General features: G+C 64.6%; 25 protein-coding genes. 14 read left to right on the top strand and 11 right to left on the bottom strand.

Annotated features, from left to right (window positions below; translation table 11 throughout):
- Window positions 1–40 precede the first annotated feature (40 nt).
- On the top strand, window positions 41–403 hold the full coding sequence (locus PSEEN_RS09685; protein ID WP_011533314.1) for a hypothetical protein: 363 nt from the start codon (window positions 41–43) through the stop codon (window positions 401–403).
- 35 nt (window positions 404–438) lie between these two features.
- Here the strand turns inward: PSEEN_RS09685 and PSEEN_RS09680 are convergent, their stop codons facing one another.
- Window positions 439–627, bottom strand: coding sequence for a hypothetical protein (locus PSEEN_RS09680; protein ID WP_011533313.1), 189 nt, complete (start codon window positions 625–627; stop codon window positions 439–441).
- Window positions 628–1,068: 441 nt separating this feature from the next.
- On the opposite strand from PSEEN_RS09680, the gene PSEEN_RS09675 reads away from it, so the two are divergent.
- On the top strand, window positions 1,069–1,449 hold the full coding sequence (locus tag PSEEN_RS09675; protein WP_011533312.1) for a Mor transcription activator family protein: 381 nt from the start codon (window positions 1,069–1,071) through the stop codon (window positions 1,447–1,449).
- Between the two features lie 124 nt (window positions 1,450–1,573).
- Here the strand turns inward: PSEEN_RS09675 and PSEEN_RS09670 are convergent, their stop codons facing one another.
- From PSEEN_RS09670 to PSEEN_RS09660, 3 genes are read right to left on the bottom strand one after another with little or no spacing between them, the layout of a single operon-like run.
- Window positions 1,574–5,248: a translocation/assembly module TamB domain-containing protein gene (locus tag PSEEN_RS09670; protein WP_011533311.1), complete on the bottom strand. Its 3,675-nt coding sequence runs from the start codon at window positions 5,246–5,248 to the stop codon at window positions 1,574–1,576.
- Window positions 5,245–6,987: an autotransporter assembly complex protein TamA gene (locus PSEEN_RS09665; RefSeq protein WP_011533310.1), complete on the bottom strand. Its 1,743-nt coding sequence runs from the start codon at window positions 6,985–6,987 to the stop codon at window positions 5,245–5,247. Before PSEEN_RS09665 ends, PSEEN_RS09670 begins: the two co-directional genes overlap by 4 nt.
- A 53-nt stretch (window positions 6,988–7,040) precedes the next feature.
- Window positions 7,041–7,691, bottom strand: coding sequence for a GNAT family N-acetyltransferase (locus PSEEN_RS09660; RefSeq protein ID WP_011533309.1), 651 nt, complete (start codon window positions 7,689–7,691; stop codon window positions 7,041–7,043).
- Between the two features lie 164 nt (window positions 7,692–7,855).
- On the opposite strand from PSEEN_RS09660, the gene xthA reads away from it, so the two are divergent.
- Window positions 7,856–8,668, top strand: a complete 813-nt coding sequence (xthA, locus tag PSEEN_RS09655) for an exodeoxyribonuclease III (protein WP_011533308.1) — start codon at window positions 7,856–7,858, stop codon at window positions 8,666–8,668.
- A 358-nt stretch (window positions 8,669–9,026) separates the two neighbouring features.
- Here xthA and PSEEN_RS09650 read toward each other — a convergent pair whose 3' ends face one another.
- Window positions 9,027–9,878, bottom strand: a complete 852-nt coding sequence (locus PSEEN_RS09650) for an SDR family NAD(P)-dependent oxidoreductase (protein ID WP_011533307.1) — start codon at window positions 9,876–9,878, stop codon at window positions 9,027–9,029.
- 113 nt (window positions 9,879–9,991) lie between these two features.
- Here PSEEN_RS09650 and PSEEN_RS09645 point away from each other — a divergent pair, with 113 nt between their 5' ends.
- Complete coding sequence (locus tag PSEEN_RS09645; protein ID WP_011533306.1) at window positions 9,992–10,873, top strand: LysR substrate-binding domain-containing protein; 882 nt, start codon at window positions 9,992–9,994, stop codon at window positions 10,871–10,873.
- On the opposite strand, the gene PSEEN_RS09640 is transcribed toward PSEEN_RS09645, so the two are convergent.
- Both PSEEN_RS09640 and PSEEN_RS09635 read right to left on the bottom strand, forming a co-directional pair.
- A complete protein-coding gene (locus PSEEN_RS09640) occupies window positions 10,863–11,615 on the bottom strand; it encodes an anti-sigma factor family protein (RefSeq protein ID WP_011533305.1) in 753 nt (250 codons plus the stop codon). The two genes, PSEEN_RS09645 and PSEEN_RS09640, sit on opposite strands and share 11 nt — an antisense overlap.
- Complete coding sequence (locus PSEEN_RS09635) at window positions 11,612–12,130, bottom strand: sigma-70 family RNA polymerase sigma factor (RefSeq protein ID WP_011533304.1); 519 nt, start codon at window positions 12,128–12,130, stop codon at window positions 11,612–11,614. Before PSEEN_RS09635 ends, PSEEN_RS09640 begins: the two co-directional genes overlap by 4 nt.
- Window positions 12,131–12,481: 351 nt before the next feature.
- Between PSEEN_RS09635 and PSEEN_RS09630 the strand changes: the two genes are divergently transcribed.
- The 5 genes from PSEEN_RS09630 to PSEEN_RS09610 all read left to right on the top strand — a co-directional run bounded on the left by PSEEN_RS09630 (window position 12,482) and on the right by PSEEN_RS09610 (window position 16,291).
- Window positions 12,482–13,528, top strand: coding sequence for a catalase family peroxidase (locus PSEEN_RS09630; protein ID WP_011533303.1), 1,047 nt, complete (start codon window positions 12,482–12,484; stop codon window positions 13,526–13,528).
- Complete coding sequence (locus tag PSEEN_RS09625) at window positions 13,525–14,058, top strand: cytochrome b (protein ID WP_011533302.1); 534 nt, start codon at window positions 13,525–13,527, stop codon at window positions 14,056–14,058. Before PSEEN_RS09630 ends, PSEEN_RS09625 begins: the two co-directional genes overlap by 4 nt.
- Window positions 14,059–14,147: 89 nt before the next feature.
- The gene (locus tag PSEEN_RS09620; RefSeq protein ID WP_011533301.1) at window positions 14,148–15,353 is read left to right on the top strand and encodes an MFS transporter; all 1,206 of its coding nucleotides are present in this window, start codon (window positions 14,148–14,150) and stop codon (window positions 15,351–15,353) included.
- 79 nt (window positions 15,354–15,432) lie between these two features.
- Complete coding sequence (locus PSEEN_RS09615; RefSeq protein ID WP_011533300.1) at window positions 15,433–15,978, top strand: cupin domain-containing protein; 546 nt, start codon at window positions 15,433–15,435, stop codon at window positions 15,976–15,978.
- Window positions 15,979–15,985: 7 nt separating this feature from the next.
- On the top strand, window positions 15,986–16,291 hold the full coding sequence (locus tag PSEEN_RS09610; protein ID WP_011533299.1) for a DUF7693 family protein: 306 nt from the start codon (window positions 15,986–15,988) through the stop codon (window positions 16,289–16,291).
- Between the two features lie 75 nt (window positions 16,292–16,366).
- Here PSEEN_RS09610 and PSEEN_RS09605 read toward each other — a convergent pair whose 3' ends face one another.
- Both PSEEN_RS09605 and PSEEN_RS09600 read right to left on the bottom strand, forming a co-directional pair.
- Window positions 16,367–16,960, bottom strand: coding sequence for a 2-hydroxychromene-2-carboxylate isomerase (locus PSEEN_RS09605; RefSeq protein ID WP_011533298.1), 594 nt, complete (start codon window positions 16,958–16,960; stop codon window positions 16,367–16,369).
- Between the two features lie 26 nt (window positions 16,961–16,986).
- Complete coding sequence (locus tag PSEEN_RS09600; protein ID WP_011533297.1) at window positions 16,987–17,718, bottom strand: SDR family oxidoreductase; 732 nt, start codon at window positions 17,716–17,718, stop codon at window positions 16,987–16,989.
- An 88-nt stretch (window positions 17,719–17,806) separates the two neighbouring features.
- On the opposite strand from PSEEN_RS09600, the gene PSEEN_RS09595 reads away from it, so the two are divergent.
- On the top strand, window positions 17,807–18,370 hold the full coding sequence (locus tag PSEEN_RS09595) for a TetR/AcrR family transcriptional regulator (protein WP_011533296.1): 564 nt from the start codon (window positions 17,807–17,809) through the stop codon (window positions 18,368–18,370).
- Window positions 18,357–18,950 carry an eCIS core domain-containing protein gene (locus tag PSEEN_RS09590; RefSeq protein ID WP_011533295.1) on the top strand — a complete coding sequence of 198 codons (594 nt, stop codon included), beginning with the start codon at window positions 18,357–18,359 and terminating at the stop codon, window positions 18,948–18,950. The genes PSEEN_RS09595 and PSEEN_RS09590 overlap by 14 nt, the downstream gene beginning before the upstream one ends.
- A gap of 2 nt (window positions 18,951–18,952) precedes the next feature.
- On the opposite strand, the gene PSEEN_RS09585 is transcribed toward PSEEN_RS09590, so the two are convergent.
- Window positions 18,953–19,654, bottom strand: a complete 702-nt coding sequence (locus PSEEN_RS09585; RefSeq protein ID WP_011533294.1) for an NUDIX hydrolase — start codon at window positions 19,652–19,654, stop codon at window positions 18,953–18,955.
- A gap of 143 nt (window positions 19,655–19,797) precedes the next feature.
- Here PSEEN_RS09585 and PSEEN_RS09580 point away from each other — a divergent pair, with 143 nt between their 5' ends.
- The 3 genes from PSEEN_RS09580 (at window position 19,798) to PSEEN_RS09570 (ending at window position 23,029) form a co-directional block, all read left to right on the top strand.
- Window positions 19,798–20,448: a nicotinamidase gene (locus PSEEN_RS09580; RefSeq protein WP_011533293.1), complete on the top strand. Its 651-nt coding sequence runs from the start codon at window positions 19,798–19,800 to the stop codon at window positions 20,446–20,448.
- Window positions 20,445–21,644 (top strand): nicotinate phosphoribosyltransferase, encoded by a 1,200-nt coding sequence (gene pncB, locus PSEEN_RS09575; RefSeq protein ID WP_011533292.1) that lies wholly within the window; start codon window positions 20,445–20,447, stop codon window positions 21,642–21,644. Before PSEEN_RS09580 ends, pncB begins: the two co-directional genes overlap by 4 nt.
- Before the next feature lie 149 nt (window positions 21,645–21,793).
- On the top strand, window positions 21,794–23,029 hold the full coding sequence (locus PSEEN_RS09570) for an RES family NAD+ phosphorylase (RefSeq protein WP_044487939.1): 1,236 nt from the start codon (window positions 21,794–21,796) through the stop codon (window positions 23,027–23,029).
- Between the two features lie 81 nt (window positions 23,030–23,110).
- On the opposite strand, the gene arfB is transcribed toward PSEEN_RS09570, so the two are convergent.
- Complete coding sequence (gene arfB / locus PSEEN_RS09565) at window positions 23,111–23,524, bottom strand: alternative ribosome rescue aminoacyl-tRNA hydrolase ArfB (protein ID WP_011533290.1); 414 nt, start codon at window positions 23,522–23,524, stop codon at window positions 23,111–23,113.
- Between the last annotated feature and the right edge of the window lie 100 nt (window positions 23,525–23,624).

The following is a 23,624-nucleotide window of genomic DNA, read 5'->3' as shown; positions in this document are numbered from 1 at the left end:
ACTCATGATTTCGGGACAGTCCACGAAAAGGAGCATTCGCATGTACAACCCGCAACCCTCCCTGCAGACACCGCACGGCCCGGTCCAGGCACCCGGCGGGCAGGAAGAACGCGTCGGCAACGAGCAGATCCGCGAGCTGTTGCGAACCTATGGCCTACGCACCAGCCTGATCCGCCTCAAGGTCATCGACGCCTTGCACAGCGCAGCCCGCGACGGCCGCAGCATTGGCGTGCGCGGCGTGCATGCGCAGCTCGAGCAGCTGGATATTCCCCTGTCGTTCCTGAGCGTGCGCGAAGTGCTCAAGCGCTTGTGCGCCGAGGGCGTCATCAGCCTGGGCAGCGACAAGTGCTACAGCCTCGAAGCCCAGGCTCGGGCCGTGCTCGAGCTGCCGGCCGCACGCTGAGCGCCTGGCCGGCCAGGACCGCCGGCCCGTTCGCCTCAGGGTTTGACCTTGCGCCGGAGGATCCCGTTGATCACCACCACCACGACCGCAATGGCGATGGCGATGTACTGGAACGTCTGCTCGCTGATAGTGCCCTGCTTCTGCAGGTAACTCAGGCCGAGCATGATGCCCAGGACTACCAGGATGATCAGGATCGAATATTTCAGGCGCTGCACATGTGTCATCGGAATTTCCTTGCGACATCGGGGACATGAGGCTCCCGCGGAGCCGACGCCATGATACCGCGCTACTTTTTCCTACGCTGACATTCCTGCCACGAACCATTTCCCTTACACGCTATCGAGCACAGCATCTGGGTGCCCGTTGGGCAAGTAGTGCATTGGCAATATTACCCCTATACATATGCACCCAGAGTGCCACCATGGAAGGCCTTCTCTAGGATTTTTGGGGCCTGCAGAGCAAGGGCGAAGTAATTTCCTACATCGATTTTGGCGACTGCCCGCAATTGGCAATGCGCTGAGGCTACAACCCCCGTTCCGCTTCGCGCCTAGCGGCACTTTCTGGAGCTGTCTGAAAATCGAGCCAAGCCACTCAGTGGCAACCTCGACACTTGCCATAGACGGTCAAGCGTCATGACAACAAGATTCAGCAGAAGGAATGCCTGCATGGAAATGCCAGATCTCAACAACATCGAAACAAGCCAGCTGCCCCACTCCCTGCAATCGCTGATCGAATGCATCGGCATCGAGAATGCCTATCACCTGACCTGTGCTTTTGGGGGCCGCCCGAAGTACATCCCCAAGCATCGCGAGCGCACCAAACTGGCCGACGTCCTGCCAGCCGAAGCACTTGACGCGCTGATCGAGCGCTTCGCAGGCATCGCCCTGGAGATCCCCAAGGCCGACCATTTCCAACGCCAGCTGCGCAACCAACAGATCCAGAGGGAAAGCGCGGACGGCCTGTCCCGCAGCCTGCTGGCTGACAAGTACGGATTGAGCTTGCGACAGATCGGCAACATTCGTCGTCAGGAGCACCACGCTCGCTGAGCGCCCAGCAGCGCTGGAAGATCCAAGGACAGGATCAAGGCATGGTCAAAAGGATCGCCGAAGCAGAACACGGCCGGAAACATCCTCACCGGCCGCCAAGGACGGTGAGGATGTCGGCGTGCTGTCAGAAGTCGCGCTTGTAGAAGATATCCAGCGAGCTGGCCAGGCCGCTAGCGGCCTCCAGGTAGACCTTCTTGCTCAGCTTGTAGCGCAAAGCGATGGTATTGGCGGGCTCGAACACCCCCACGCCGTATCGCAGGCTCAGGCGTTCGGTCAGGTTGCCGCTGGCGACCACGCTGGTGGTGTTGCCCGCGCCCTGGGTGTCCAGCTGGAAGTCATCGATGCCCAGGTTCGACGCCAGGCCCGCCGTCAGCCCCTCGGCCCCCACCAGCCCCAACCCCAGTGCCGCCTCGGCCATCCTGTTGCTGTCCTCGCCCGTGCTGTTCAGCGGCCTGCCCAGCACCAGGTACGACAAGGCTTGCTCCTGGCTCATCGCAGGCTCGGAGAACACCTTCGTGGTGGGTTGTTCGGCGCTGCCGCTCAGGCGGATGCCGGCGATCACATCGTCCACCTTGCGAATGGCCTCGATATCCAGGTACGGCTGGTCGATCGGGCCGGCGAACAGCAACCGCGCCCTGCGAATGATGAGGTTCTGGCCATAGGCGCGGTAGCGCCCATCGGCCAGGCTCAGTTCGCCGCGGGTGTCGAGATTGTCGCCGATATGCACGTGGCCAAGCACGTTGGCGCTCAGGCCGAATCCGCTGAACGCCAGTTTGTCACTGCCCACCTCGACATCGATGTCCATGGCCATCGCCATGGGCGGCTTGCCCTCCTCGGCCTGGTGCCCGACGATCACGGTGTCGTCCGAAACTTTGACTGTCGAAGGTGGCAATTCGCGCACGGTGATCTTGCCCTTGGGCACCCGTACCTTGCCGGTGATTGCGAGTTTGTCGTCAACCAGGCGAATGGTCAGGTCCGGAGCGACTTCCAGCGCCGCGTAAGGCTCGACACTGACCGGCAGCTGCTGCCCCTGCAGGCGCAGGTCCATGGCCAGCACTTGCCCCCAGGTCATCTGGCCAGCCAATTGCCCACGCCCGGTATCGCCACTGCGCCAGTCACCGCTGAGCTGGACCTGCTCACCCGCGATCAACGCGCGCAGTGAAAGATCTTGCAGGCTGACGGGCAATTCGGCACCACTGACTTCACCGCCGGTCAAGGCCAGGGTGCCGTTGACCTGCGGCGCCAGCAGGCTGCCCGCCAGGCGCCCGCTGCCATTGAGCTGGCCAGCCAGACGCTCGACCATCGGCAGGAACGGCCGGGCAATCGCCAGGTCCAGGCCGGCCAGGCGGAACTCACCGGACAACGGTTTGTTGCGGCCCAGGGGGTCGAGCCGGGTGTCGAGGGTCAGTTCGCCCAGGCGCTCGCCACGGAAGTCCAGGCGGGTGTCGACCCGGCGTGGCGCAAGGTTGCTGTCCAGGCGCAGCACTTGATACGGGAAGTCGATCCAGCGCCCCTTGTCACGCACGCGCAAGGTGCCCGCGCTGGCGTCGACACGGACGCTGCCCTTGGGCCCGCTGGCGGGTATGTCAAGGTTGATGTCGGCGTTGAGCAACCCCTGCCAGGCGAAGTCCTTGGGCAGCCACTGCGCCAGGCTGTCCAGCGGGAACTGCTTGAGGTGGTAGCGCAGGCGCGGCTCCGGAGCCAGGCGCTGGTCCTCGCCGCACAGGCTGGCCTGGCCCGAACGCCAGCAGTGCGCGCCAAAGTCCAGCTGGCCGCTGGCCAGGCGCTGCAGACGCGCGGGCGCCTGCAATTGCCAGTCCTGGCCACCGGCCTGGATCCGGCCACTGGCCAGGCGCCCGCGCCAATCCCCTTTACTCAAGGCGCCATCCAGGGCCAGGTCGAGCTTGAGCTGCGGGCCGTCCAGGGCCAGGGTCGCGGCCTGCTGGCGGGCATCGCCCTTGCCTTGCACATCGAGGGTGCCCAAGGCGGTGTCGCCCAGGCGGATGTTGCCAGCCTTGAGCGTGACAAGCCCGCGCTGGGCGCTGTCCAACCGCGCCTCCAGGTCGAGCCGCTGCACGCGGTTGTCGGCCTGCGCCAACTGCTGCCCCTGCAACACCAGGGTGCCTTGTGGCGCGGCCAGGGTGCCACTGACATCCAGGCGCCCCTTGGCCTGCCCCTGCAACTGCGGCCAGAGCTGGCCAAGGCGCGGCAGATCGAGGTCGATCCGCCCTGCCAGACGCTGCTGCAGGCTGCCGCTGCCGTTGATGCGGTTGTCGCCCAACTGCACGGCCAGGCTGCCCAGTGTCCAGTTGTCACCTGCGCCATCGGCGTCGACCTTGAGCAGCGCTGGTTGACCGCGCAGACGGCCCTTGAGGTCGAGTTGCGCCTTGAGCTTGAGCTGTTCGTTCTTCAATTCGCCCTGGCTGCGCAGCGGCCCAGCCAGGGTGCCGGGCAGCTCCGCCAGCCAGTAGGCCGGATCGAGCGCCGACAGTTGCAGGTCGACATCCCAGGCCAGGGTGTCGGCAAAGCGCAATGCGACGCTGCCGCCCGCCTTGCCCTGCCCCGCGCTCAAGGCCAGCTGCGGCAAGCGAACCTGGGCCAGATCGCCCTCGAACGGGCTGGCCAGCTTGAATGCGCCGGCCGGGCCATCGAGATCGCTGCTGAAGGTACCCTTGTAGTTGCCGTCGCGATACTGCACCTGGGCATTGAACCGCTTTAGTACGACCTGAGGCGGCTGCTCCAGGGGGTAGAGACGTAACCAGGGGAAGTCCAGCCAGTCGAGGGTGGCGTCGGCGCTCAGGCCTTGCTGCCAGTCGGCACTGGCCTGCAGTTTCAAGCGCTGGGTGTCGCTGGCGTTGAGGTCCAGAGCATCGAGACGGGCCCCTTTGGCATCGACCTTGCCGCCCAGCGCCAGGCCGATCGCCCCCTGCTCGGCGGGCAGGCTGGCGGCCCCGGACAGCTGGTAGCCCTTGAGCAGGTCACCCTGGGCGTCCAGGCGAAGTTGATTCAACTGCAGGGTGTCGGGCAACGTGCCGGCCGGTTTGAAGCCATCGGCGCGAATACTGACGCTGGCAGGCAGATGCTCGGCCAGGGCTTGCAGCTCCCCCGTGAGGTGGGCGTCGAGGAAGCCGCGGCTGGTGGCGTCCAGGGTTAGTGTCTTCTGCAATTCCCCCTTGGCATTGAGGTCCAGCTGCCAGGCCTTGCCGTCGACGGTGGGCAATTGCACAGAGCCTTGCAACTGTACAGGCCAGTCCCCTTCCGGTTGCAGCAGGCCTTTGAGGTCAAGGTGCAGGTCGTCGCGGCGCACTTGCAGGCTGTCTACCTGAAGCCCCGCGCGGGTCCAATGCGCAACCAGCAGCAGGTCACCGAGCAGGTCGTCACCGTCCAGGCGCAACTGGCCCACCTTGACCTCCCCCACTTCGATAGCCAGCGGCAGGCGCAAGGCCGGCAGCTTCAGCGGACCGTTATCGGCCTGCGCCTCGCCTGGGGCGAAGGCCATGTCGACGCGCTCAGCCCGCAAGCGCTCGATGCAAAGGGTTGCCCGCAGCAGACACGCAGGCGACCAGCTCAGTTGCGGCGCCAGCAGTTCCACACGGTTGTCGCCATCTGCCCAACGCAGATGGCTGGCTTGCCAGGCGCCCCCCAGACGACCATCGAAGTCGTCGACCTGCAACCCTGGGACCAGCCCCAGCACCCAGCGGCTGCCGGCCTGGGTGCCCAGTACCAGGCCCAGCGCCAGGGCAAGCAGCAGCAACAGCGCCAACAGGCCCAGGAGAATGGATTTGAGCACGCGCGTCACAGTTCAGGCCCCATGGAGAAGTGCAAACGGAACCCGCCATCGTCGTCCAGCGCATGGGCCAGGTCCAGGCGCAACGGCCCGACCGGCGAGACCCAGCGCACGCCGACCCCGACGCCCGTCTTGAGGCTGGGCAGTTCCAGCGAGTTGAACGAGTTGCCCTGGTCGATGAACGTCGCCAGGCGCCATTTCTCGGCAACCGAGTACTGATACTCGGCACTGCCCGCCACCAGATAACGGCCACCGATCTTGTCACCCTTGTTGTTGGTCGGCGACAGCGACTGGTAGTCGTAGCCACGCACGCTCTGGTCACCACCGGCGAAGAAGCGCAGCGATGGCGGGATGTTCTGCTGGTAGCCATTGGTGGCGCTGCCGCCGAACTGCACGCGCCCCAGGAAGCGGTGGTTCTGCCCTAGGGTGGTCAGGCCCTTGAGCAGCACGTTGCCGTGCACCAGGTTGGTGTCCGAGCCCAGGCCTTCCTTGGCGGCCTGCAAGTCGAACTGCAGACGATAGCCGTTGTGCGGGTCGATACGGTTGTCACTGCGCAGGTAGGAGAAGCTGACGCCGGGCATCAGCAGGTTGCTCAGCCCCGAATCATCGCCCAGGCGATATTCTTCACGCTGGTACTTCAATGAAATCACCCGCTGCCAGCCGCTGGCCAGCTTGCTGTGCCACTCGGGGCCGACGGTGAGCAGCTTGCTCAGGGTGTCGGTGCCGGCAAGCTCTTCGTTCTGGTAGCCGCCGGCGAAACGCAGCTTGTCGGTCAGGGGTGGATCCAGGGGAATGTCGTACCACAACCCGACGTTCTGCCGGGGGGCGGACAGTTCGGTTTCCCAGCCATAGCTGTGGCCTTGCGGGTTGACCCAGTGGCGGGTCCAGTTGGCCTTGCCGCGCGGGCCGACGTCCGTCGAGAAGCCCAGGCCAAGCCCCATGGTGCGCGGCTTGCGAATGTCCAGCTGGACAGCTACCGGGATGTCCTCGCCGACTGCGGCAGTCGGCGCCGCATCGACACGAACCCCTTCGAAATAGCCGCTCGATTGCAGGTCGTTGTTGAGTTCGGCGATCAGTTCGGAGTCGTACGGCGTGCCAGGTTTGAACGACACCATGCGCTGCAGCAGGTCGTTGTCCAGCGGCGCATCGCCACCAAAGGTCACCGCCCCCAGGCGATAGCGCGGGCCGCTCTGGTAGATGAGTTCGATATCGGCCACGCCGGCCTGCGGATCGACCGCCAGGCGCTGGCGCTCGAAGTGGCCGGCAAAGAAACCATAGCGCGACGCCTGGTTCTGGATCAGCCGCTTGGCATCCTCGTAGTGACCATGATTGAGCTGTTCACCCGGGCGCAGCGCTTTGCTGTCCGGAATACGGAACGCCTTGAGCTCGCTGGCCGGCCCTTCGATGCGCACGGTCACGTTGCGCAGGCGCACCGGCTCACCCGGGTCCACGCGCAGGATCAGTTGCGGCGGCTTGTCTTTGTCGGGTGGCGGCTTGACCTCGGCGTCGATGTGCGCCTGGTAGTAGCCCAGCGCCTGGGCCGCCTTGCGCGCCTGCTCCTCGGCACCGCGGCTGAAGCGCAGCAGCGCTTCTTCATCGCGGTCCCCGAGGTTGCCGATATACCCTTCGATATTGGCCTTGAGCGCCTTGTTGGCGGGTTTGACCCGCACCAGCAATTCGCTCTGGGCCCATGCCATGGAGCTGGCGGCCAACAACAGCAGGCCCCAGCCAAGTCTTCCTGAATACGTCATGCGGCGCATGCTACCAGAGCGGGACAGTCAACGGAGCCGTCAGTAAATGCCTGTCACAGGTTTGATACCTTGGATGACACAGGATTCGGGTGAAAGAATACCCGCTCTCGGATTGGCCCTACAGCAATCTCCCCGATCTCTTCATAACCCTGGCGTTGATAGAACGCCAGGTAGTGGGCGTTGCCGGTGTCCAGCACCACGCCATCGGTGGCTGGGTCCTCGGCGCACCAGTCATGCACCGCCTGCAAGAGCTGTTCGCCATAGTGCTGGCCCTGGAACTGTGGATGCACCCCCAGCAACGGCAACACATGCACCTGTTCGCCAGGCAGGCAACCGGCGAGCGCGGCCTGGTAGTCCAGGTAGCGCCGGGTGCAACGCAAGCCGGTGCCCAGGATCATGCGCAGGCGCCAGGCCCAGCTGTCGGCCACCCCCAGGCGCCGCTGCGGCGGCACGATCAAGGCCAGCCCCACCAGGCGATCCTCCACCAGCAGGCCGATCGCCGGCAGTTCCAGGTAGAAGTGCTGGCGCACCCACTCGCGCACCATCACCCTCAGGCGCCGTTCGTAGCCCGGCCGCTGGCCCTCGAACAACCAGGCGAAGGTCGGCTCATGGCGGTAGGCGTGATAAAGCAGCGAGCGCGCTTCGCGGGCGAAACCCGCATCAAGCAGGCTGACTTGGGCCGGGGCGGCAGTGGCGTCGGGCATTGCGGGCAGTCCTCCTGGAATGGGCGTACAGTGCCTTGGAGGTGCTCCACTGCGTAACGTTCACCTCACCCCAGCACGTTAGCAGCGCCAATCGAAGGGCGCCACGCTGGCCGTGGCGGGCGATGTCGGCTAGCATCCGAAGCTTTTACCAGGATCGTCTTTCCATGAAGATCGTCTCGTTCAACATCAACGGCCTGCGCGCCCGCCCGCACCAGCTGGCAGCGCTGATCGACAAGCACCAGCCGGACGTGATCGGCCTGCAGGAAACCAAGGTCAGTGACGATCAGTTCCCGCTCAAGGACGTCGAGGCGCTCGGCTACCACGTGCACTACCACGGCCAGAAAGGCCACTACGGCGTCGCCCTGCTCTCGCGGGAAAAACCGCTGTCGCTGCACAAGGGTTTCGCCAGCGATGAAGAAGACGCCCAGCGCCGCTTCATCTGGGGCACCTTCGCCGACCGCGACGGCACGCCCGTCACCGTGATGAACGGCTATTTCCCCCAGGGCGAGAGCCGCGACCACCCCACCAAGTTCCCGGCCAAGCAGCGCTTCTACAGCGACCTGCAAGCGCTGCTCGAAGGCCAGTTCCAGAATGGCCAGCCAGTGCTGGTGATGGGCGACATGAACATCTCGCCCCAGGACTGCGATATCGGTATCGGCGCGGACAACGCCAAGCGCTGGCTGAAGACCGGCAAGTGCAGCTTCCTGCCCGAGGAGCGCGAGTGGATGGAGCGTCTGAAGGGTTGGGGGCTGGTCGACAGCTTCCGCCACCTGAACCCTGAGGTGGCCGACCGCTTCAGCTGGTTCGACTACCGCAGCCGCGGTTTCGAGGACGAACCAAAGCGTGGGCTGCGTATCGACCTGATCATGGCTTCGCAGGGGTTGCTGCCAAGGTTGAAGGCTGCCGGGGTCGATTATGAACTGCGGGGGATGGAGAAGCCGTCGGACCATGCACCGATCTGGCTGGAGCTGAGCTGATACTGTGTAGGAGCCGGCTTTTCCGGCGAACCAGACGACGCGGTGGATGGCACCGGCCTTGCCGGTGTTCGCCAGCAAGGCTGGCTCCTACAAGGTTGCGGTGAGCTTCCGTTCGGCGCGCACTGTGTAGGAGCCGGCTTGCCGGCGAACCAGGCGACGCGAGGGATGGCACCGGCCTTGCCGGTGTTCGCCAGCAAGGCTGGCTCCTACAAGGTTGCGGTGAGCTTCCGTTCGGCGCGCACTGTGTAGGAGCCGGCTTGCCGGCGAACCAGACGACGCGGTGGATGGCACCGGCCTTGCCGGTGTTCGCCAGCAAGGCTGGCTCCTACAAGGTTGCGGTGAGGCTCCTGGCACCTTGTCAGCTGGCATCCAGCACCGTTATCTCGCCCCAATGCGCCACCAATTCCTCCCCCGACCGCGCCACCACGCCACACAGGTCACGCGGATACTCCACGTCGTGCCCTTCCTCGAATCGCGTGGCCCGGAACTGCCCATTGCTCGCCCGCAACACATACCCGCTGAGCTTGCAGGCAGCCGAGGCCAGGAACACGAACCCCGGCGCCACCCACTCAGGCCTGAGGTCTTCCGGCTCGCCCTGTTCGCCCCACATCCGCGTGCGTGCGACCGGCGACAAGGCATTGACCAGAATGCCATGGGGAGCGCCTTCGGCAGCCAACGCATTCATCAGGCCCAGTTGCGCCATCTTCCCTGCCGAGTACGCCGCCAGCCCCGGCCGAGCATGACAGCGGTACATGGCACGGTCGGAAGTCCCTAGCACAATACGTGGCGCAGACGACTGCCTGAGGTACGGCCAGGCATGCTTGCACAGCCACAGGGGCGCTTGCACATTGATACCCAGGGCACGCCCGAGAAACACCTCGGTGGTCTGCTCGACCATCTGGTAATCCACCCAGCCGGCATTGTGGATCAGCACGTCGAGGCTACCAAAACAGGCCACGCACGCCTCGATGAGCTCCCGACACTGGGCTCCGTCGGCCAAGTCGCGACACAACCCTTCCACCTTGAGGCCCAAGGCCCGCAGCTCCGCCGCCGCAGCGGCCACCACCAAAGGGTCGCTACCACGCCCCTGGTTGTCGGTACCCAGGTCGGTGATCATCACCTGCGCGCCACTTTCAGCCAACGCACGCGCGGCGGCCAGGCCCAGGCCACGAGCGCCACCGGTGATCAGTACAGTCTTTGCTTGATGCATCAGGCTCTCCTTGTCCAGCCACGAGCCTATCCAGCAGGTGAGGCAAAGTTGAATACTATTGGCCATGGTCATCGATATCGCGCCGATATCGCCGCTTGCCAAGGACGCCTGCCGTGATCGAAACCCGCCTGCTGCGCCAGTTCGTCGCCGTTGCCGAAGAGCTGCATTTCCACCGCGCCGCCGAACGCCTGCACATGGCCCAACCACCGCTGAGCCAGGCGATCGCCCGGCTCGAACAGCGCCTGGGGTTCATCCTGTTCCAGCGCCACTCGCGTGGGGTCAGGCTGACCCCGGCGGGCACGCAACTGCTGGACACCGCCCGCGCCACCCTGCAAGGGCTGGAACTGGGTGTTCAGCAGGCGCGTCGTATTGCTCAAGGCCAGGCGGGCGCCCTGCGCATCGGCAGCCTGGCCCTGGCCGGCCATCCGCCGTTGCTCGACGGCCTGAAACGCTTTCGCCAGCAATGGCCGGACGTCGAGCTGAGCCTGCAACAGGCGAGTTCGGCACAGTTGGCGCGGATGCTGCTCGACGAGCAACTGGACCTGGCCGTGCTGCGCGATGTCCCGGAGCTCGACGAACGCCTGCAACGCCACATGTGGCACGAAGAGCCGCTGCTGTTGGCCTTGCCGGCCGACCACCCGCGTGCCGACGCCTCCAGTGTCGCGTTGGCCGATTTCGCCGACGAGCCTTTCGTGTTCACCCCTAGAAGCCTCGGCAGCCGCTATCACCAGCACCTGCTCGAGTTGTGCCTCGACGCAGGCTTCAGCCCTCGGATCGTGCAGGAGGCCGCGCAATTGCAAACGGTCGCCAGCCTGGTCGCCTGCGGCTTTGGCGTGGCGCTGTTGCCAGAATCGGCAGCCCTGGCCAACGTCCAACCGGGTGTGTGCTTCCGGCCGCTGCGGGATGTCGCCGCGCCCTTGCCGCTGTACCTGGCCTGGCGGGCCGGCGACGGCTCGCTGGCCCGCCAGCGCCTGCTCGAATGGCTTACAGGCTGACGCCCAGCGCCTGGCGCACCGGCTCGCTACGGGCATCGTCGGCGGCGCTGACCAAGGCAAAGTTGTAGTCGCCATGGGACCAGTAGCGCGCCTGGAGCTGCCCCTCGGTGCGCTGGCCGCTGGGCATGCGCTCGAAGTGCTCGCCCGGCGAGCGCAGGAACAGGCTGATGCGCTGCCCGGTGCGGTCCTGGAACACCAGCAAGGCCGCCGGCCCCGCTTCGTTGCTGAGCAGACGCGCGCCGACCGGCTGGAAGCCATACCCGGCCAGGTCCGGCAGTTGGCCGACACGGTTGAAATGGCGGCCCAGCCAAGCTTGCAATTGAACCGGGTCACTGGCCTGGATATCCAGCGCGGTGGCGTCGACGAACATCCGGTGGGCCTGGACCGCGTCGGCCATCGGCAGGCTACCCGCCATCAGCGTCACCTCCCGCGCCTGCCAACCGCCCAGCCCGCCCAGGCCGACGGCGATCAGCAGGACCGCCGCCGAGGCCAGCCGCCGCAGCCGTCGCTGACGCAGGCGTTGGCGCAACGGGCCCAGGTCGAGGGCCGGATCGCTGGGGCGTTCGCCAAAACCGGCCAGCGCCGCACGCAGGCGCCGGGCATCCTCGCGCCAAGCTTCAATGCGTACCGCCTCCTGGGGGTTGGCCGCCAGCCAGGCCTGTACTTCGGCCCGGCGTTGCGGGTCCAGGCGCTCGTCGACATAGGCGTGCAGCTCGTGCTCGGTGGGGATCAGATGGGTCATTTGAGTCTCCGCAAGGCCGGGGGCGTGGGCTTGCCTTCGGTCAGTTCACGCAGGGCGGCCCGCGCCCGCGACAGGCGCGACATCACCGTGCCAATGGGAATGCCGAGCGCTTCGGCGGCCTCCTTGTAACTCAGGCCTTCGACGCTGACCAGCAGTAGCAATGCACGCTGCTCGGCCGAGAGTTTGGCGAAGGCCTGCAGGTCGGCCTGGGCCAGCACGATGCTTTCGGTGTTCGCCCCCAGCGGTTCGTCCGCCTGGCCACGGCCGAACCAGGCCAGCCAGCGGGCATGCAGGCGCTCGCGACGCTTACCGTCGAGAAACAACCGATAGAGGATGGTGAACAGCCAGGGCCGCAGGCTGTCCACTCCGCGCTGTTGACTGCCCCGGCTCAAGGCGCGCTCAACGGTGGCCTGGACCAGGTCATCGGCGCTGCCGGGCTCGCGGGTCAGCCACAGGGCGAAGCGGCGCAGGCGTTGCAGCAGCTCGCGCCACTGTTGATCGTCCAGTTCGTGCATGGTCAGGTTCCGGGCCCCGCTGGGCAGTCAGTGTAAGAGGCAGACGGCGCAAGACGAAATCTATTCCCTGTGCCCCTTTGAAAGTCCCAGCATGGCGATTGCCTTGCAGTGCTCTCGAAATTGCGCGCCGTTGACACGGCGCATCGCGGATGAATCCGCTCCTACAGCGGTTGCCAGGCGGGGGTGTCTGTAGGAGCGGATTAATCCGCGATGCGCCGCGCGAGCGGCGCTCGATTCCGCCGCCACAGCAAAATCACCGTCGAACATCTCGAATGGGCGGATTCCCACACAGGAATAAATCTTCCTCTCCCCCGTCGTACCGTTTCATTCCCCAGCAGCGGACCCTCCAACATGCAGACTCCCGTCAACGGCCCCGCTAAGGCCCTGCGCCTGGCCGCCATCGGCGCCACCCTGGCAGCGCTCGGTGCGGGCTTCGCCTATGCGGCCGGCTGGATCGGCGCGCCAAGGCTTACCCCCCAGCGCATCATCGACACCTTCGAGGCCCAGGCCGGCCACCATCCAGGCTATCGGAAGAACCACGCCAAGGGCCTGTGCGTCAGTGGCTATTTCCAAGGCAGCGGCCAGGCCGCGCAGCTGTCCACCGCGAGGGTCTTCAGCCAGCAGAGGGTCCCGGTGATCGGGCGCTTCGCCATTGGTGGCGCCAACCCGTTCGCGCCCGACACTGCCGTGCCGGTACGCAGCCTGGCGATCCAGTTGAGCAGCGATGACGGACAGGTCTGGCGCACCGGCATGAACAACCCGACGGTGCTGGCGGTGAGCACGCCCGAAGGCTTTTACGAACAGGTACTGGCCGCCACACCGGACCCGGCCACCGGCAAACCCGACCCCGCCAGGCTGCAAGCGTTCTTCGCCGCCCACCCGGAAAGCGCGGCGTTCCGCCAGTGGGCGGCCGGCTACCGGGCGAGCGACAGTTTCGCCAGCACCGCCTACAACAGCATCAATGCGTTTCGCCTGATCGACGCCAAAGGCCAGCCCCATCCGGTGCGCTGGTCGCTGCAACCCGAGACGCCGTTCGCCGCCCTGCCCGCCCAGGTCGACGACAAGCAGTTCCTGCAGCACGACCTGCAACAACGCCTGGCCCAGGGGCCATTGCGCTGGACCCTGCGCCTGACCCTCGCCGAGCCCGGCGACCCGGTGGACGACCCGGCCCGGCCATGGCCTGCCGAGCGTCGCGCCATCGATGCCGGCACCTTGGTCCTGGAGCAGGTCGATGGCCCGGAACAAGGCGCCTGCCGTGACCTCAACTTCGACCCGCTGATCCTGCCCCGAGGGATCGAACCCTCCGACGACCCGATCCTTGCCGCTCGCTCGGCCGCCTATTCGGTGTCATTCAACCGCCGTAGCCACGAAGCGCTGAACGAAGGAGCCCACCCATGAACCCTGTTGCCTTCCATCCCCTGGCCCGGCTGCTGCACTGGCTGATGGCCGCGCTGATCCTGGCCATGTTGTTCATTGGCGTGGCCATGGTCGGCGACCTGTCGCCCCGGCATCCGTTGTTGGTCGAGCTGCACAAGGCTACCGGCCTGGCCCTGCTGGCATTGGTGGTGCTGCGTATCGCCCTGCGCCTGGCCCTGCCCCACCCACCGCTGCCCCGCGAGCTGCCCAGTGCGCAGCGCCTGGCCGCCGGGGCTTCGCACCTGGCGCTTTACGCCTTGATGCTGGCCATGCCGCTGCTGGGCTGGGCAATGCTGTCGGCCGGCGGCTATCCTCGCCCCTTGCAGCTACCCGCCATCGCGCCCCACGACCTGCGCCTGTATGCCGTGCTCAGAGAAGCCCACGGCTGGGCCGGCTACCTGTTGTTCGCCACGATAATGCTGCACCTGGGCGCGGCGCTGATGCACGCGCTGGTGCGCCGCGACGGCGTGTTGCGTAGCATGTGGCCTGGCCCGTTGCGTCGGAGCGAATGAGCGCCGGCAAATCCTCGATGTCGACACATGTAAATAATTATTACTACCATCGGCATCCTTTTTTGCCGAACTGCCCCCTGGACTGCCCAATGAACGTCGCAAAGGACCCTGCTTCACTCACCCCCGCCAGCACCCTCGACCTGCGTCCGCTGATGCTGGTCAACATGGCCTGCACCATGTCGATGATGGCCTTCGTCGCCCTGATCGGCCCCATCGCCCGCCTGCTGGGCATGGCCACCTGGCAAGCCGGCGCCGCGGTGACCGTGGCCGGGGTGGTCTGGGTGATGCTGGCACGCCCCTGGGGTCGCCTGGCCGACCGCTATGGCCGGCGCCGGGTGCTGCTGCTGGGCAGCGGAGGTTTCACCCTGGCCTACTGGGTGCTGTGCCTGTTCATCGACGGCGCGCTGCGCTGGTTGCCGGGCGCGACCCTGGCATTCTTCGGCCTGATGCTGGCCCGCGGCATGATCGGCGCCTTCTATGCCGCGTTGCCGGTCGGCGGTAACGCACTGATCGCCGACCATGTCGAACCCCAGCGCCGGGCACGGGCGATGGCGTCGCTGGGCGCGGCCAACGCCGTCGGCCTGGTGGTGGGCCCGGCGCTGGCCGCGCTGCTGTCACGCTACAGCCTGAGCCTGCCGTTCTATGCGATGTCGCTGTTGCCCGCCACGGCATTCGTGGTGCTGCTGTTCAAGCTCAAGCCCCAACCACTGACCCAAGTCCACGCGCCCAGCCCGGTACGGCTGTCCGATCCACGTTTGCGCCGCCCGCTGCTGGTCGCCTTCAGCGCCATGCTCAGCATTACCGTGTCGCAGATCGCCGTCGGTTTCTTCGCCCTCGATCGCCTGCAATTGGCGGCCGCAGATGCCGCCCAGGCCGCGGGTATCGCGCTGACCTGCGTAGGTGTGGCCCTGATGCTGGCCCAGGTGTTCCTGCGTCGGCTCGAATGGCCGCCGGCGAAGATGATCCGCATCGGCGCCAGCATTTCCGGGCTGGGCTTTGCCGCCGCGGCGCTGGCCACCCATGCCCCCTGGCTGTGGAGCGCATTCTTCGTCGCCGCATTCGGCATGGGTTTCGTCTTCCCGGCGTTCTCCGCCCTCGCGGCCAACGCCATGCAGGCCGGCGAACAAGGCGCCACCGCCGGCTCCATTGGTGCCGCCCAGGGCATGGGCGCGGTAATTGGGCCCTTGGCCGGAACCCTGGTCTACGCCCTCGATGCGCGGTTGCCGTTCCTGGCCGTCGGCCTGCTGCTGCTGGTGGTCGGCCTGTGGCCGGTGCCTGCCGACCAGCGCCACTGACACGCACAGCGCGCAAGCCCGCAGAGTGTGTTTTAATGCGTCGCCCATTATTTTTGACACCTCTGCAAACAAGGCGGCTATGGACACGGGGACACGACTCAAGCTGGTGCGTGAACGCAACAACCTCTCCCAACGGGAGCTGGCCCGCCGCAGCGGCCTGACCAACTCGACGATCTCGCAGATCGAGCAGAACCGCGTCAGCCCTTCGGTCAGTTCCCTGAAAAAACTGCTCGAGGGCATCCCCATGTCCCTGGCAGAGTTCTTCAGCTTCGACGAACCGGTGCGCGAGGAGCGCTTCGTGTTCCGTGGCGGCGAGCAGCCCGACCTGGGCCGCAACGGCCTGCGCATGCTGTTGGTTGGCGCCAGTGTCGAAGGCCGGCAGATGCGCATGCTGCGCGAACTGTATGCCCCCGGCGCCGACTCCGGCGAGCCGATCGTGCATTCGGAAGGCGAGGAATGCGGCCTGGTCACCCGGGGCACCATGGAGCTGTGGGTCGATGGCCAGGTCAGCGTGCTCAACGCAGGCGACGGCTACTACATCCCCACCACGCTGCCGCACAGCTTCAAGAACATCGGCCCGGACGAAGCGGAAATCATCAGCGCCAACACCCCGGCGAACTTCTGACCGCGCCGTGCCCTGCGTCAGCAGCCGGGAAGCCTGGCAATGCCTGCGTGATGCCGCCCTTGGCATCCTGGCGCTGGACATTGTTGCCCGCCTGCCCGACGGGCAGATCGAAGTGCATGTCGACGGCTGGTCGCTGAGCCTGCTGCTGGACGGCGAAGGCCTGGCCTGCTGCACCGGGTGCCAGAGCCCCGACGGCCGCCAGGCTGATCTTGAGCAGTGGCACCGCTATGGCACCAACCCGGTCGACCACCTGAGCATCTGGGAGCGCGACCGGATCGAGCAATTACTGAAGCCCATACCCATTCCTCTGTAGGAGCGGCTTCAGCCGCGATCACCCGCGAAGCGGGTGCCAGGCACCGTGTTGCCTGCATCGCGGCTAAAGCCACTCCTACCCGATCAACGCCTCCTCGACAAAATCCAGCCGGTCCTGGCCAAAGAACATCTGCTCACCGACAAAGCAAGTTGGCGCCCCGAATACGCCCCGGCCCACAGCCTTCTCTGTCGCTTGCTTGAGCGCCTCCTTGACCTCAGGCTGTCCAGCCAGTGCCACGAACGCCTCTGCATCGAACCCCGCCTGTGCCAAAGTGTCAGCCAGCACGGCCGGGTCCGACAGGTTGCGCCTGTGCACCCACAACCCTTCGAACAGCACCTTGAGCAACGCCTCGAACCGCGCAGGCGCCTGCAACTGGGTGCCGATCACCCCCCGCATCAGGGTCAGCGTGTTCACCGGAAACCCCGGTGGCAGCCCGAACGGCACGCCATAACGGTCGGCAAAGCGCTGAAGGTCAATGAACATGTAGCGCCCCTTGGCCGGCACCATCACCGGCGATGCATTGCCGGTAGCCTGGAACACCCCACCCAGCAGCATCGGCCGGTACACCAGTTGCGCATCCTGGCGGGCGCAGAGAGCGGGCAACTGGGTCCAGCCCAGATAGGTGGCCGGGCTGCCCAGGTCAAAATAGAACTCGACGGTCTTGCTCATGCGGCGATCCTTGTGTGAGTGAGGGGTTACCAGCGTTCCATCCAGGGGCGCAAGTCCAGCTCGAAGGTCCAGGCGTCCCGCGGCTGAGTGTGCAGGAACCAGTAGCTGTCGGCGATATGCGCCGGGGCGAGGATGCCGTCCTGGTCCTTGAGGGCATAGCGCTCGGGGAAGGTGTCACGGATGAAGGCGGTGTCGATGGCGCCATCGACCACCACATGGGCGACATGGACATTCCGTGGCCCCAGCTCCCGGGCCATGCTCTGGGCCAGGGCGCGCAAGGCGTGCTTGGCCCCGGCGAAGGCGGCGAAGCCGGCGGCGCCACGGGTGCCGGCGGTGGCACCGGTGAAAAGAATCGTGCCGCGCTCGCGGGTCACCATGCGTCGAGCCACTGCCTGGGCGGTCAGAAAGCCCGCGAAACAAGCCATTTCCCAGATCTTGAAGTACTTGCGCGGTGTCTCTTCAAGGATGCTGCAGGGCACATTGGCGCCGATATTGAAGACAAACGCTTCGATCGGGCCGATATCGCGCTCGATGGTCTCGACCAGCTCGGCCACCTCCTCCTCCTTGCGCGCATCGGAACCGAAACCATGGGCCTGCCCGCCTGCGGCGCGAATCTCGTCCACCAGCGATTGCAACTTCTCGGCCTGGCGCCGGGTGACGCAGGCGATATAGCCCTCGCGGGCAAAGCGCTTGGCGATCTCACCTCCAGTGGCATCGCCCGCCCCGATCACCAGCACGACTTTTTGTTGTTCTGCCATGGACCTCTCCATTGATGAATGATCGTTTAGTAAACGAACGCTATGCTACGATCTGCCGAACGTCAAGCCAGCGCCATGAGGTTTCCGGATGCGCTACTCCCTCGAACACAAGCAACAGACCCGCGAGAAACTGCTGGCCAGCAGTGGCGCGCTGGCCAAGCGCGGCGGTTTCGCCAGCACCGGGGTGGCCGGGCTGATGAAGGCCATCGGCCTGACCGGCGGCGCGTTCTACAACCACTTCCCATCCAAGGATGACCTGTTCACCGAAGTGGTCCGCCGCGAACTTTCAAACAGCCCGCTGGGACGACAGGCCAGTCGCGGTACCGATCATGGGCGCCTGAAACGTTGCCTCGACCAGTACCTGAGCCTCGCCCACCTGCACAACGCCGAAGGCGGCTGCCCGCTGCCGCCCCTGGGCGTGGAGATCGCCCGCGCCGAACGGCCAGTGCGTGAAGAAGCCGAGCATTGGCTGGTGGCGCTGCACGATGCCTGGAGCAGCACCCTGCAAGACCCGCGACTGGCCTGGGCCTTGATCAGCCAGTGCGTCGGTGCGCTGGTGGTCGGGCGCATGCTGGCCAGCGAAGACGTCCAGGAGCAGGTACTGCAATCCAGCCGCACACTGGTCGACAAGGTGCTCGATGAAGATTGCTAGTGCCCTGTTCGGCTTGTTGCTGGCCCTGCCGGCTTTTGCCCAGAACAGCTGCCCCGTCGGGCAATACCAGGTGTGCCTGGTGGTGTGCTTCTGCGCGCCGATCGACCCCGGCCAGGGTGGCCAGGTATTGCAGGATGTCGAGCGCGTGGCTGCCGCCAGCCTGGCCTTCGCCCTGCGCCAGGCGCGGGATGAAGCAACGGCCAATGGCACCCAGCCCATCCCCTTGCACATTCGTGCCCAGCTCGAACCCTGGTACGACTTCGCCGTGCTCGATGCCGCCCGCTACCGGGTCGGCGACGACCAGCAGATCAGCGCGGCCAATGCGCTGCTGCAAAACCCCGATGTGAACGCGGTGACCCTGATCGACACGGTCATCTTCCGCCGCGCCGGCGACGCAGAGGACAACGTGGCGCTGTGGGCCCATGAGCTCAAGCACGTGCAGCAGTACCAGGAACTGGGGGTCGAGACCTTCGCCCAGCGCTACACCCACAATTCGCAGGAATTGGAGGGGCCGGCCTACAAGATCGAGGCCGAAGTGGCGAAGGCCCTGCACGCACGCGGCACAGGCGGCCCCCGCTAACTTCAGCCCGCCGCCAGCAGGCTGCGGTCGAACACGAAGGCGCCCGCCCCTTGCGGCGTATGCCGGTACAGCTGCTGCGGGCGCCCCAGCCTGGGCTGGTGCTTCTCGCCAGTGTCCTCCACCCAGCCCGCGGCTTTCATGCGCTCCAGGCGCTTACGCAGCGAGGTGTTGTTGATCGACTGCCCCAGGCACGCCTGCACCGCTGCCAGGGCATCGACCACGGTGAAGCACTCCGCGACAAGGTAGAGCGGCAGGCTGGTGTACACCGATTTGCTCGCCAGGCGCTCACAGGCCCGCTCGACCAGCAGCCGGTGATCGAATGGCAGCAGCACCTTGCGCGCCAGCAGGCTGTCCAGGTCGTAGAACGCCAGCGCCCCGTCCTCCACTTCGGCAGCCGGATCGAGCAACGCCAGGTAGTAAGTGCTCAGCGACCACCCTCGCGGATCACGGAAGGCATTGCCCTCGGTCCCCACCTGCTCAAGGTGGCGCGGCACCACCCGTGCTTTTTCGGCCAAGGCCCGCTCGGCGGCGGCGTCGAGGCTGTTGTCCGGCGTGCGCCCGTTGACGATCACCCCCGGCAAGGCCCACTGCCCGGCATGGGGCTCGCGCTCGCGCTGATGAAGCAGCACCTGCAGGCGCTGGGTATGCGGTGACAGGCGCAGCGCGACGATATCCACGCTGGCCAGGACTTCTGCTGTGCTCACGGCAAGGCTCCCCTCCAAGATCGCCATATATTCCACCAGAGCAAATAAATCGATCAAGTACCAAACTGTATTCAATTTCATCCTTGACAGACTTAATGCACCAGGTGAATTATATCGACATTCCAGCCGAGGAGACGCCTCCGATGAAAATCGCCAGTTTCGATGTCGACGCGCAGAACGGTTTCACCGCCAACGCCCCGCAGGAACTGCCGGTGCCTGGCGGCGAGCAGATCGCCCCCGCGCTCAACCTCATGGCCCGCCGCGCCACCTTGCGCCTGGGCAGCAAGGACGCCCACCCGGCCAACGCCGCCTGGGTCGTGGCCGAAGCGAGCCAGATGCTGCAGCCCCTGGCGCTGGCCAACGCCGACCTGACCTGGGTGAGCCACTGCGTCCCCGGCACCCCGGGCTTCGAACTGCTACCCGGCCTGCCCGCCCCGGTCGACTACGACTATTTCGTCTGGAAAGGCGTCGAGCTCGACCTGCACCCCTACGGCGCCTGCTACCACGACCTGGCCGAGCGCCGCTCCACCGGCGTGATCGAATACCTCAAGGTGCAACAGGTGCAGGCGATCATCGTCGGCGGCCTGGCCCTGGACTACTGCGTGCGCACCACCGCCCTGCAACTGCGCCGGGCCGGCTTCGAGGTGCTGCTGTACCTCCCGGCCTGCCGCGCCCTGAGCGCCGACGGTGCCAACGACGCCTGCGCCGCGATGAGCGCCGCCGGCATCCACCTCTGCGCCGACGAAGCCGCGCTCGACACCCGACTCACCCTGCTGCAGGAAGCCCGCCCATGACCGACAGCGTATTTGGCCCACGGATCGTCCAGAACTTGCTGGACACCGACTTCTACAAGATCACCATGATGCAGGCGGTGCTGCACAACTACCCCAACGCCGAGGTGGAGTGGGAGTTCCGCTGCCGCAACGACGAGGACCTGGCGCCCTACCTCGCCGAGATCCGCTACCAGGTCGAACAACTGGCCGATGTTTCGGTGACCCTCGACCAGCTGGCGTACCTGGAGAAGATCCCGTTCATCAAGCCTGACTTCATCCGCTTCCTCAGCCTGTTCCGCTTCAACCTGCGCTATGTCCAGGTCGGCCTCGACGATGCCGGGCAACTGGCGATCCGCATACGCGGGCCTTGGCTGCATGTGATCCTGTTCGAGATCCCGCTGCTGGCGATCATCTCCGAGGTGCGCAACCGCTACCGCTATCGCGACGTGGTGATCGAGCAGGTGGGCGAACGCCTGTACCAGAAGCTCGACTGGCTCAAGGCCGAAGCCAGCACGGCTGAACTGGCCGGCCTGCAACTGGCCGACTTCGGCACCCGCCGGCGCTTCTCCTACCGGGTGCAGGAAGAGGTGGTGCACATTCTCAAGCGCGACTTCCCGGGGCGCTTCGTCGGCACCAGCAACGTGCACCTGGCCCGTGAGTACCAGCTCAAGCCTATCGGCACCATGGCCCACGAATGGTTCATGGCCCACCAGCAGCTTGGCCCACGGCTGGTCGACAGCCAGGCCGCTGCGCTGGAATGCTGGGTGCGTGAGTATCGGGGGCAGTTGGGTATCGCCCTGACTGACTGCATTGGCATGGATGCGTTCATGCGCGATTTCGATCTGTACTTTGGCAAGCTGTTTGACGGTTTGCGCCATGATTCGGGTGAGCCGCTGGCTTGGGCTGAGAAGGCCATCGCCCACTATGAACGGCTGGTGATCGACCCGAAGGGCAAGACGCTGATCTTCTCCGATGGGTTGGATTTCCAGAAAATGCTTGAGTTGTACCGGGCGTTGAATGGCAGGATCCATGTCAGTTTCGGCATCGGCACCAACCTTACCTGTGACATTCCTGGGGTGAAGCCGATGAACATGGTGATCAAGATGACCGCCTGCAACGGCGCGCCGGTGGCGAAGATTTCCGACAGCCCGGGGAAGACTCAGTGTCGGGATGAGAATTTTGTGGCGTATCTGCGGCATGTGTTCAAGGTCCAGTGATCTGCACGCCTCTTTCATCTGCGGACTTCACCGTTCAGTCTGTCAGACTCAAAAGCTACAGAGGATGTGATTACGAGCGCCGCAGTGAAGAGACCGAGAATGCAGTACGGTGGCTGCTGAAGATAGATAGGGGCTAATTGATGATTTGCATGAACTGCGTGAACGACCCTGGACTTGTGACACACATCCGAGCCAACGGCACGAACGGAAAGTGTGCACTTTGCAAAACCACGAAAAAAGCCGTTTCTGTTGAACTGATAGCCAACATTGTCATCGACTTCTTGAGAGACAATTACAGACGTGGGGAAGGCTCGGCAATTCACTGCCCGGACTCCGACAAAATAAGTCACGAAGAGCCAGAGGGCGAAACCCTGCAGGAAGTACTTTCCGACTTGCTTCACGCCCCCGAAGATTCAAGTTTCGTCGAGCTGATTCTAAACGAGATCACCCGTCCAGAGCGAGGTGACATACGCAATGGAGAAGAGCCAGAGTTTCATGAAGATGGTGACTACGTCAGACACCCAAACTTCCCTGACGAAGCCATGGAGAAATGGGAAAATTTCAAGGCCGAGCTGAACCTAGGCAGCCGCTTTTTCAACACCGCGGCAAAGTCCTACTTCGACTGGCTGTTTGAAGGCATTGAAAAATTTGTAGTCTATGGAGCGGACTCACCAACCATCATCCGTACCATGACTAAAGGGACTCTTTACAGGGGGCGCCGCTGCGACACCGACAGTGCCTACGCCGAAATCGTAGAGAACCCCGGTTCGATGCTGGGTGCTGCACCACCAGGAAAGCCCGGGGCGGGTAGAATGAACGCCGAGGGGATTTCTGTATTCTATGCAGCCTTTGAACGTAAAACTTGCATCGCCGAATTGCGACCACCCGTTGGGTCCAGAGTCATAACGGGAAAATTCAAATTACAGAAGCCCATCCAGGTATTCGATTTTAGCCTTTTGGAAGCATCATTTGATAACAGCCCACTGAGCATTTTCGACCGTGAATACGAGGAAAAACAAGGCAAGCGAGATTTCTTGAAGCTTCTACACAAGGAGATCACTAGGCCTGTGCTGCCTGAGCAGAAGAAAGACTACTTGGCAACCCAGGTTCTCGCCGAATATCTCACCACTCAAACCGAACATCAAATTGACGGAATAATATTCAACTCTGCCCAAGCACAAAAAGGGAAAAATATCGCCATATTCAACAACCTCAGAACAGCTCACAGGGCCCCCAACAACAAAAAAAAATCGGCCGCACTGTATTACTCCCCGGATTCTCTACAACAACACACCATCGAGAAAGTCAAATTCAAAATAACAAACAAGGAAATACCAGAGCGCAAAATTAAAAAACAAAATCGCAAAACCAATCCCCTCGAGTAAATAGATAACGACCTCGGTGCTCAGTCCCAGAGGTTTGCGCTACCAGAACTGTGACTTGCCAGCAACGTTCCACCACCAGCACTAGAAATCCACCTTGCCTCGCCCCGCCTTGACACAGCTCCGCCTGACCTTTCCTTCGAGTCGGCGGGTCTTCGAGCCAAGGGTCGGTTTGGTAGGGCGGCGTTTCTTCTCGGTCTTGCCGGCCGCGATGATCAATTCGGCGAGACGCGCCAGTGCGTCAGTGCGGTTCTGCTCCTGAGTACGGTACTGCTGGGCCTTGATGATCAACACACCGTCGCCGGTGATGCGGCTGTCACGCAGCGCCAGCAGCCGCGCCTTGTAGAACTCGGGCAGCGACGAGGCCGGGATGTCGAAGCGCAGGTGCACGGCGCTGGACACCTTGTTGACATTCTGCCCACCCGCGCCTTGGGCGCGGATGTAGGTGAGTTCTATTTCGGCATCCGGCAGATGCACGTTGTTGGAGATGGTCAGCATGGTATGGCCCTTGTAATTGCGGCCATTATCACAGCCTCTGCCGCTCTTCCCTACCCCGCCCTTTTCTGATTGCGCTGCTCCGTAGGAGCGGCTTCAGCCG

This window comes from Pseudomonas entomophila L48 (assembly GCF_000026105.1).
GTDB lineage: Bacteria > Pseudomonadota > Gammaproteobacteria > Pseudomonadales > Pseudomonadaceae > Aquipseudomonas > Aquipseudomonas entomophila.
The sequence above is the reverse complement of the archived record's forward strand: the minus strand, read 5'-3'. Positions and strand labels throughout refer to the sequence as shown.

What these genes read in the sequence shown, in the direction of transcription:
- PSEEN_RS09685 (WP_011533314.1), top strand. Translation starts at nt 41, where the DNA reads ATGTACAACCCGCAACCCTCCCTGCAGACACCGCACGGCCCGGTCCAG.
- PSEEN_RS09680 (WP_011533313.1), bottom strand. Translation starts at nt 627, where the DNA reads ATGACACATGTGCAGCGCCTGAAATATTCGATCCTGATCATCCTGGTA.
- PSEEN_RS09675 (WP_011533312.1), top strand. Translation starts at nt 1,069, where the DNA reads ATGGAAATGCCAGATCTCAACAACATCGAAACAAGCCAGCTGCCCCAC.
- PSEEN_RS09665 (WP_011533310.1), bottom strand. Translation starts at nt 6,987, where the DNA reads ATGACGTATTCAGGAAGACTTGGCTGGGGCCTGCTGTTGTTGGCCGCC.
- PSEEN_RS09660 (WP_011533309.1), bottom strand. Translation starts at nt 7,691, where the DNA reads ATGCCCGACGCCACTGCCGCCCCGGCCCAAGTCAGCCTGCTTGATGCG.
- xthA (WP_011533308.1), top strand. Translation starts at nt 7,856, where the DNA reads ATGAAGATCGTCTCGTTCAACATCAACGGCCTGCGCGCCCGCCCGCAC.
- PSEEN_RS09650 (WP_011533307.1), bottom strand. Translation starts at nt 9,878, where the DNA reads ATGCATCAAGCAAAGACTGTACTGATCACCGGTGGCGCTCGTGGCCTG.
- PSEEN_RS09640 (WP_011533305.1), bottom strand. Translation starts at nt 11,615, where the DNA reads ATGACCCATCTGATCCCCACCGAGCACGAGCTGCACGCCTATGTCGAC.
- PSEEN_RS09635 (WP_011533304.1), bottom strand. Translation starts at nt 12,130, where the DNA reads ATGCACGAACTGGACGATCAACAGTGGCGCGAGCTGCTGCAACGCCTG.
- PSEEN_RS09630 (WP_011533303.1), top strand. Translation starts at nt 12,482, where the DNA reads ATGCAGACTCCCGTCAACGGCCCCGCTAAGGCCCTGCGCCTGGCCGCC.
- PSEEN_RS09625 (WP_011533302.1), top strand. Translation starts at nt 13,525, where the DNA reads ATGAACCCTGTTGCCTTCCATCCCCTGGCCCGGCTGCTGCACTGGCTG.
- PSEEN_RS09620 (WP_011533301.1), top strand. Translation starts at nt 14,148, where the DNA reads ATGAACGTCGCAAAGGACCCTGCTTCACTCACCCCCGCCAGCACCCTC.
- PSEEN_RS09615 (WP_011533300.1), top strand. Translation starts at nt 15,433, where the DNA reads ATGGACACGGGGACACGACTCAAGCTGGTGCGTGAACGCAACAACCTC.
- PSEEN_RS09605 (WP_011533298.1), bottom strand. Translation starts at nt 16,960, where the DNA reads ATGAGCAAGACCGTCGAGTTCTATTTTGACCTGGGCAGCCCGGCCACC.
- PSEEN_RS09600 (WP_011533297.1), bottom strand. Translation starts at nt 17,718, where the DNA reads ATGGCAGAACAACAAAAAGTCGTGCTGGTGATCGGGGCGGGCGATGCC.
- PSEEN_RS09595 (WP_011533296.1), top strand. Translation starts at nt 17,807, where the DNA reads ATGCGCTACTCCCTCGAACACAAGCAACAGACCCGCGAGAAACTGCTG.
- PSEEN_RS09590 (WP_011533295.1), top strand. Translation starts at nt 18,357, where the DNA reads ATGAAGATTGCTAGTGCCCTGTTCGGCTTGTTGCTGGCCCTGCCGGCT.
- PSEEN_RS09580 (WP_011533293.1), top strand. Translation starts at nt 19,798, where the DNA reads ATGAAAATCGCCAGTTTCGATGTCGACGCGCAGAACGGTTTCACCGCC.
- pncB (WP_011533292.1), top strand. Translation starts at nt 20,445, where the DNA reads ATGACCGACAGCGTATTTGGCCCACGGATCGTCCAGAACTTGCTGGAC.
- PSEEN_RS09570 (WP_044487939.1), top strand. Translation starts at nt 21,794, where the DNA reads ATGAACTGCGTGAACGACCCTGGACTTGTGACACACATCCGAGCCAAC.
- arfB (WP_011533290.1), bottom strand. Translation starts at nt 23,524, where the DNA reads ATGCTGACCATCTCCAACAACGTGCATCTGCCGGATGCCGAAATAGAA.